This window comes from Asanoa sp. NPDC050611, from assembly GCF_040654855.1.
In the GTDB taxonomy this organism is placed as follows: domain Bacteria; phylum Actinomycetota; class Actinomycetes; order Mycobacteriales; family Micromonosporaceae; genus Asanoa.
Genome location: NZ_JBFAIU010000386.1, coordinates 1 through 6,454, shown reverse-complemented (window position 1 = coordinate 6,454; position 6,454 = coordinate 1). Strand labels below are relative to the sequence as shown.

General features: G+C 73.8%; 7 protein-coding genes and 1 pseudogene. 5 read left to right on the top strand and 3 right to left on the bottom strand.

Annotated features, from left to right (window positions below):
• The 5 genes from AB0H87_RS35865 to AB0H87_RS35845 form a co-directional block, all read left to right on the top strand.
• Positions 1–266: zinc-binding dehydrogenase (locus tag AB0H87_RS35865; protein ID WP_360156230.1), on the top strand; the 266-nt coding region annotated here is incomplete at its 5' end.
• 4 nt (positions 267–270) lie between these two features.
• Positions 271–651, top strand: coding sequence for a VOC family protein (locus tag AB0H87_RS35860; RefSeq protein WP_360156227.1), 381 nt, complete (start codon positions 271–273; stop codon positions 649–651).
• Entirely contained in the window at positions 651–1,523 is an 873-nt protein-coding gene (locus tag AB0H87_RS35855; protein ID WP_360156224.1) for an AraC family transcriptional regulator, read from the top strand. Before AB0H87_RS35860 ends, AB0H87_RS35855 begins: the two co-directional genes overlap by 1 nt.
• A gap of 57 nt (positions 1,524–1,580) precedes the next feature.
• On the top strand, positions 1,581–2,723 hold the full coding sequence (locus tag AB0H87_RS35850) for a saccharopine dehydrogenase NADP-binding domain-containing protein (RefSeq protein ID WP_360156222.1): 1,143 nt from the start codon (positions 1,581–1,583) through the stop codon (positions 2,721–2,723).
• A 73-nt stretch (positions 2,724–2,796) separates the two neighbouring features.
• On the top strand, positions 2,797–3,882 hold the full coding sequence (locus AB0H87_RS35845; RefSeq protein ID WP_360156219.1) for an aldo/keto reductase: 1,086 nt from the start codon (positions 2,797–2,799) through the stop codon (positions 3,880–3,882).
• On the opposite strand, the gene AB0H87_RS35840 is transcribed toward AB0H87_RS35845, so the two are convergent.
• From AB0H87_RS35840 to AB0H87_RS35830, 3 genes and pseudogenes are all read right to left on the bottom strand, one after another.
• Positions 3,879–4,832 carry a phosphotransferase gene (locus tag AB0H87_RS35840; protein WP_360156216.1) on the bottom strand — a complete coding sequence of 318 codons (954 nt, stop codon included), beginning with the start codon at positions 4,830–4,832 and terminating at the stop codon, positions 3,879–3,881. The two genes, AB0H87_RS35845 and AB0H87_RS35840, sit on opposite strands and share 4 nt — an antisense overlap.
• A gap of 34 nt (positions 4,833–4,866) precedes the next feature.
• Positions 4,867–5,471, bottom strand: a pseudogene (locus AB0H87_RS35835) (response regulator transcription factor).
• A gap of 53 nt (positions 5,472–5,524) precedes the next feature.
• On the bottom strand, positions 5,525–6,454 hold a 930-nt coding region (locus AB0H87_RS35830; RefSeq protein WP_360156213.1), incomplete at its 5' end, for a histidine kinase.

Genomic DNA, 6,454 nt, shown 5'->3' with positions numbered 1-6,454 from the left:
ACCGCTCCTGGCGTGGCGACCTGGTCAGCTCCTCCGCGAGCATCGGGATCGGCACGACGGCCGACGCCTCGGACGGGGCCGAGCTGGGCATCCGGGTCACGCCGCCGCTGCGCTCGGCCGCCCGCCTGGCGGGCCTGGTCGATCGCTACGACCGCGGCGAGCTGCGGATCCACCTGCGCCGGACATATCCCCTGGCCGCGGCCGCCGACGCGCACCGCGAGGTCGAGACGGGCCACGGCCGGGGCAAGGTCGTGATTACCGTCTAGACCCATGATTGGACGCCTGCACCACACGATCCTCGACTGCCCGGATCCGGCGGCGCTGGCGCGGTTCTACAGCGCCCTGCTCGGCCTGCCGATCACGTACGAGGACGACGACTTCGTGGTCGTCGCCACCTCCGACCGCGCCTCCGGGCTGGCGTTCCAGCGCGCCCCGGACCACCGCCCACCGACCTGGCCCGACCCGGCCGTGCCGCAGCAGATCCACCTCGACGTGATGGTCGACGACCCGGTCGCCGCCGGCGCCGAGGTCCGCGCGCTCGGTGCCCGCCCGCTGCCCGGCAAGGGCGTCTACGCCGACCCGGCCGGCCATCCCTTCTGCCTGATCCCACTCCCCAGCTGGGCCGCACCGGTCCGTGCTGGAATGGGTTGATGCAGCTCGACGAGCTCCGGGCCCTGCTGGCGCGGCACGCGCGGCCGGACATGACGACGGACATCGACGGCGTGTTGATCTCGAAGGTGGAGCGGTCGCTGCCGCCGTCGCCCTCGATGTCCGGCACCGTGCTCGCGTTGATCGCGCAGGGCGCCAAGCGCCTGTCGCTGGGCGACCGGGTCTACGAGTACCGCGCCGGCCAGTACCTCGTGGCCTCCGTCGACCTGCCCGTGACCGGGCACTTCGTGGACGCCACCGTGGACCGGCCGGCGCTCGGCTTCGGGCTCGTCCTGCGCCCCGACGACATCGCCGAGCTGCTGCTGGGCGCCGGGCCGGCCGAGGTCCCGGCCGCCGCACCGCCCGGGATCGCCGTCAGCGACGCGTCCGACGAGCTGCTCGACGCCGTGGTCCGCCTGCTGCGGCTGCTCGACCAGCCGCGCGACCGGACCGTGCTGGCGCCGCTGGTGATCCGCGAGATCCTGTGGCGCCTGGTCTCCGGCGAGCAGGGTGGGCTGGTCCGCCAGCTCGGGCTGCCCGACAGCGGGTTGCGGCACGTCGAGCGGGCGGTGCGGTGGATCCGCGAGAACTACGCGGAGCCGTTCCGGGTCGAGGAGCTCGCGAAGCTCGCCGGGATGAGCGTCTCCGCCTTCCACCGCAACTTCCAGACGACCACGGCGATGAGCCCGATCCAGTTCCAGAAGCGGATCCGGCTGCAACAGGCGCGGCTGCTGCTGGCCAGCAACCCCGGCGACGTCGCCCGGGTCGGCCACGAGGTCGGCTACGACAGCCCGTCCCAGTTCAGCCGGGAGTACCGGCGCGAGTTCGGCGCACCGCCGAGCCGGGACGCCGCCCTGGCCCTCGCCCTCCCATGAGCAGCGGGCTGGCCCGATCCCGCCGGTCTGGCCGGTGGCTTGGCGTAGGTTGAGGTGATGCCGGGCCGGATCGTGCTGTACGGGGCCACCGGCTATGTCGGCGGCCTTACCGCGCGGGAGATGCTCGCGGTCGGGGCTCGACCGGTGCTCGCGGGCCGGGACCCGGGCCGGCTCAACGCGTTGGCTGCCCGGCTTTCGCAGGCAGGGGACGGGGCGGAGCTGGAGACGGCCGTCGCGGACGCGGAGCCTGGGCAGCTGCGCGACCTCATCAGACCCGGTGATGTGGTGGTGTCGACCGCCGGACCATTTGTCAAGATCGGTCGGCCCGTGGTGGCGGCGGCGGTTGATGCTGGTGCTGTGTACCTGGACTCCAGCGGCGAACCACCCTTCATCCGCCAGGTGTTCGAGGAGTTCGGCCCACGCGCCGAACAGACCGGTGCGGCACTGCTGACCGCGTTCGGCTATGACTACGTGCCGGGCAACCTCGCCGGGGCGCTCGCCCTCGAAGCGGCCGGATCCGCCGCGGCCCGGGTGCGGGTCGGCTACTTCGCACGCGGGAACATCCGCGGCGGGACCAGCGCGGGCACCCAGGCGTCGGCGGCCGACATGTTGCTCGAACCCGGGTACGCCTTCCGCGGTGGCGGTGTAGTGACCGAGCGGACCGCGGCGCACGTCGTGTCGTTCGAGGTCGACGGCGACAGAAAGGAAGCCTTCTCCATCGGTTCCTCTGAGCATTTCGCGCTGCCCAGGCTGCGGGCGGCTACCGGCCGAGCGGCCGCCTCGGCGCCGCTGTCGGAGGTTGGCGTCTACCTCGGCTGGTTCGGCCGTGCCACCAGGCTCGTCCACTACGGCTCCGCACTCGCCTCGTCGCTCGACCGCGTGCCCGGTGTGCGCCGGGCCCTGCATGCGCAGGCCCGCCGCATCCAGCACAGCCGGTCCCAGCCCAGGGCCGGGGTGAGCATCAGGACGGATGTGGTGGCGTTGGTCGACGACCTGGATGGCAGGCCGCTTGCTCAAGTGCACCTGACCGGCGGGGACCCCTACTCATTCACCGCTCCCCTCCTTGCCTGGGCCGCGATGCGGGCGGCCGTGCACGGAGTGCGACCCGCCGGCGCGCTCGGGCCCGTCGAGGCGTTCGGGCTCGGCGCCGTCGAGAGCGCTTGCGCCGCGGCCGGCTTCTATCAAGCCCGCCCGAAATGACCCCGCGAGGATCAGGCAAGAACCCGCGCGCATCGGTCTACGCCGGCGCCGGTGTCCGGCGTTCGATGAAGACATGGCACTCACCGACTACGTCACCCTCGGCCGGTCCGGACTCCGGGTCAGCCCGTTCGCGCTCGGCGCGATGACCTTCGGCACCGACCCCGGCGGCGCCGGCTGCGACGTCGCGGAGTCGGAGAAGATCCTCGCGACCTACCTGGAGCGCGGCGGCAACTTCGTCGACACCGCCAACTTCTACACCAACGGCCACTCGGAGAAGATCCTCGGCGACTACTTCGCCGCCCGTCCGGGGCTGCGCGACCACGTCGTACTCGCGTCGAAGTTCTTCTTCAACATGTTCCCCGGCGACCCGAACGGCGGCGGCGCGGGCCGCGGCTCGATCATCGCGCAGCTGCACGAGTCGCTGCGCCGGCTGCGCACGGACCACCTCGACGTCTACTGGATGCACAACTGGGACAAGCACACGCCGATCGAGGAGACCATGCGGACCCTGGACGACCTCGTCCGGGCCGGCAAGATCCGCTACATCGGCTTCTCCAACACCCCGGCGTGGCTCACGGCGCAGGCACACACCACGGCGCTGCTGCACGGCTGGACGCCGCTGGTCGCGCTGCAGGTCGAGTACTCGCTGCTGGCCCGCACCGTCGAGGGCGAGCTGGCGCCGTTCGCCCGCGACCAGGGTCTGGCGCTGACCCCGTGGAGCCCGCTGAAGAACGGCTTCCTGTCCGGTAAGTACCACCGCGGCGGCATCGAGGTCACCGACTCGGCCCGCACGGCGTACGTCGGCGGCCCGAGCGACGCCGAGTTCGACGTCATCGAGGCCGTGGCCGAGGTCGCGGACGAGCTGTCCACCTCCTCGGCGGCGGTGTCGCTGGCGTGGCTGCGGGCCCGCGAGGGCACGGTGGTGCCGCTGGTCGGCGCCCGCCGCGTCGGGCACCTGGAGGCCAACCTGGCCGGCCTCGACGTCACGCTGACGACCGACCAGCTCCGCCGGCTCGACGCGGTGTCGGCACCGGACCTCGACTACCCCGCACCGATGCACGGAGCCCAGCGCGCGATGCTCCAGTTCGCCGGAACCACAGTGGACGGTGAGGAGTCCACCGTTTACCCGGCCCTGCTGGCGAGCGACGTCCGCTACTAGTCGGCCCGGAGCAACGCGCGGATACGGGTGACCGACCGGCGGAAGTAGCGGTGGTCGGCGGGGCGGGTGAGCAGGTCCGCGAGCGAGTAGAGGTCGAGGGCCTGGCTGAGCCGGCGCCAGTCCTCCGGCAGCTCTCCGCCGCCGTCGCGGAAGCCGTCCGTGAACGCCGCCGCGAACCCGGGCGGTCGTGGGTCGCGCAGCATGTTCCCGACGTCGAACAGCGGCGAGCTGCTGAAGGCGAACTCCCAGTCGAGCACCGCCGTCACCCGCCACTGTCCGTCCCGCGTGGCGGCGAGCAGGTTCTTCGGGTTGAAGTCGGCGTGTACGAGCCGGCGGCTGCCCTGTAGCCCGGTCAGCGCCGGGGCGGCCTGTTCGGCGAACCGGCGCAGCGCCCGCTGCTCGGCGTCGGTGAGCTGTCCGTCGGCGTTGCCCTGCCGCAGGCAGCGGTCGACGAACTCGCCCAGGCCACTGACGGGCTCGACGCCGGCCGGTCCGGGTTCGAGGGTCCCGTCGGTGAAGAAACCGGGGGATTCGAACGACACGGACCCGAGCCGGGCCAGCGTCAAGCCGACCGACCGGCCCAGTTCCGTGGTCGCGTCGTCGCCCGCGCCGCGCAGGACCTCACCGATCGGGCGGCCCTGCATGAACCTCGAGAGGAGAACCGGCTCGCCGGCGCTCGACCCGGTCGGATCCGCGGCGACGACCTCGGCCACCGGCACGATGCCGGCGAGCCGGGCGGCGAGGGCCGCCTCCACCGCGCAGGCGTTGGTGCGCCGGTAGCGACGCAGGACGAAGTCGGTGCCCGCGTCCGTCGTGACCGCGAGGTTGTCGTTGCTGTACCCACCGGTCAGCGCCCGCACCCCGACGACGCGGCGACCCGGCAACGCGACGCGGGTGAGCCAGTCGCGGATCGGCGGGGTCACGCGCACCGCACCGTGGTCGTCGCTCATGCCGCCACTCTGCCGTACGCGGGTCCAAGCATGGTCAGCGGCCGCGGGTGACCACGCCGTGCTCATAGGCGAACACCACCACCTGCACCCGGTCGCGCAGGTCGAGCTTGGTGAGGATCCGGCCGACGTGGGTCTTGACGGTCGCCTCCGCGAGCCGCAGCCGGGCCGCGATCTCCGCGTTGGATCGGCCCTGCGCGACCTCCAGCAGCACCTCCCGCTCGCGCTCGGTGAGCCGGTCGAGCCCGTCGGTCCCGGGCGCGGCCGGGTCGGGCAGGTAGCCGGCGAACGCGTCGATCAGCCGCCGGGTCACCGGGGGTGCGACCACCGCGTCGCCGGCCGCCACCGCGCGGATCGCGGAGAGCAGGTCGGCGGGCGGCGCGTCCTTGAGCAGGAAGCCGCTCGCGCCGGCCCGCAGCGCCGCGTACACGTACTCGTCGAGGTCGAAGGTGGTCAGCACCAGCACCCGCGACGGCAGCCCCGCGGCGACGATCCGGCGGGTGGCGGCGATCCCGTCCTCGACCGGCATGCGGACGTCCATCACCACCACGTCCGGCGCAGCGCGACCGTCATCGACACCGCCTGCGCGCCGTTGCCGGCCTCCCCCACCACCGCGAGGTCGGGCTGGCTCTCGAGCACCATCCGGAAGCCCGTGCGCACCAGCGCCTGGTCGTCGGCGAGCAGCACCCGGACGGTCACGCGGCCAGCTCCCGTCCGACGTGGAGGGTGGCGTGCACCCGCCAGCCGGCGTCGGGGCGCGGGCCGGCGTCGACCGTCCCCCGGTAGGCGGCGGTCCGCTCGGCCATCCCGGCCAGCCCGTGCCGGTCCGCGGGCGCCGGCGGCCGCGCCCGTCGGCCGGCACCGTCGTCGAGCACCTCGAGCGCGACCTCGTCCGGGCGGTAGGTCAGCCGCAGATCCGCGCGGGCGCCCGGACCCGCGTGCTTGATCACGTTGGTCAGCGCCTCCTGCGCGATCCGGTAGACGGCGAGCCCGACGCCCGGGCTCCAGTCGCCGGGCCGGCCCTCGACGTGGAGATTCACCTCGACGCCGGCCGCGCGCACCTGCGCCACCAGGTCGTCGACGTCGGCCAGGCCCGGTTGAGGCACGCGCTCGCCGGGGCCGCCGGCGCGCAGCAGCCCGACCAGGCGGCGCATCTCGTCGAGTGCCTGCCGGCCGGTCGCCGACACCTGCCGCATCGCGGAGCCGACGCGCTCCGACTCGGCGGCGTAGCTGGCACCGTCGGCCAGCGCGACCATGACGGCGAGGTTGTGCGCCACGATGTCGTGCATCTCGCGGGCGATCCGCACCCGCTCGTCGGCGACGGCCAGCCGGGCCTCCCGGTCGCGCTCGCGCTCCAGCCGCGCGGCCCGCTCCTCCACCGCCGACAGGTACGCCTGCCGGGTGCGGGCGTTGGCACCCAGCAGGACCGTCGCGGCGGTGACCGCGGTCGCGCCGAACAGCGCCTGCCACGGCAGCTCGCCGCTGACGGCGCCGGCGGCGAACGCGGCCGCGACCGAGGCGAGCGGCGCGACCAGGTGGCGCGGCGGCCGGTGCCGGGCGACCGTGTAGAGGCCGACCAGCGGCGCGAGGTCCGTACGTGGCGTCACTTTTCGCCGCTCTGGTGC

What these genes read in the sequence shown, in the direction of transcription:
- AB0H87_RS35860 (WP_360156227.1), top strand. Translation starts at nt 271, where the DNA reads ATGATTGGACGCCTGCACCACACGATCCTCGACTGCCCGGATCCGGCG.
- AB0H87_RS35855 (WP_360156224.1), top strand. Translation starts at nt 651, where the DNA reads ATGCAGCTCGACGAGCTCCGGGCCCTGCTGGCGCGGCACGCGCGGCCG.
- AB0H87_RS35850 (WP_360156222.1), top strand. Translation starts at nt 1,581, where the DNA reads ATGCCGGGCCGGATCGTGCTGTACGGGGCCACCGGCTATGTCGGCGGC.
- AB0H87_RS35845 (WP_360156219.1), top strand. Translation starts at nt 2,797, where the DNA reads ATGGCACTCACCGACTACGTCACCCTCGGCCGGTCCGGACTCCGGGTC.
- AB0H87_RS35840 (WP_360156216.1), bottom strand. Translation starts at nt 4,832, where the DNA reads ATGAGCGACGACCACGGTGCGGTGCGCGTGACCCCGCCGATCCGCGAC.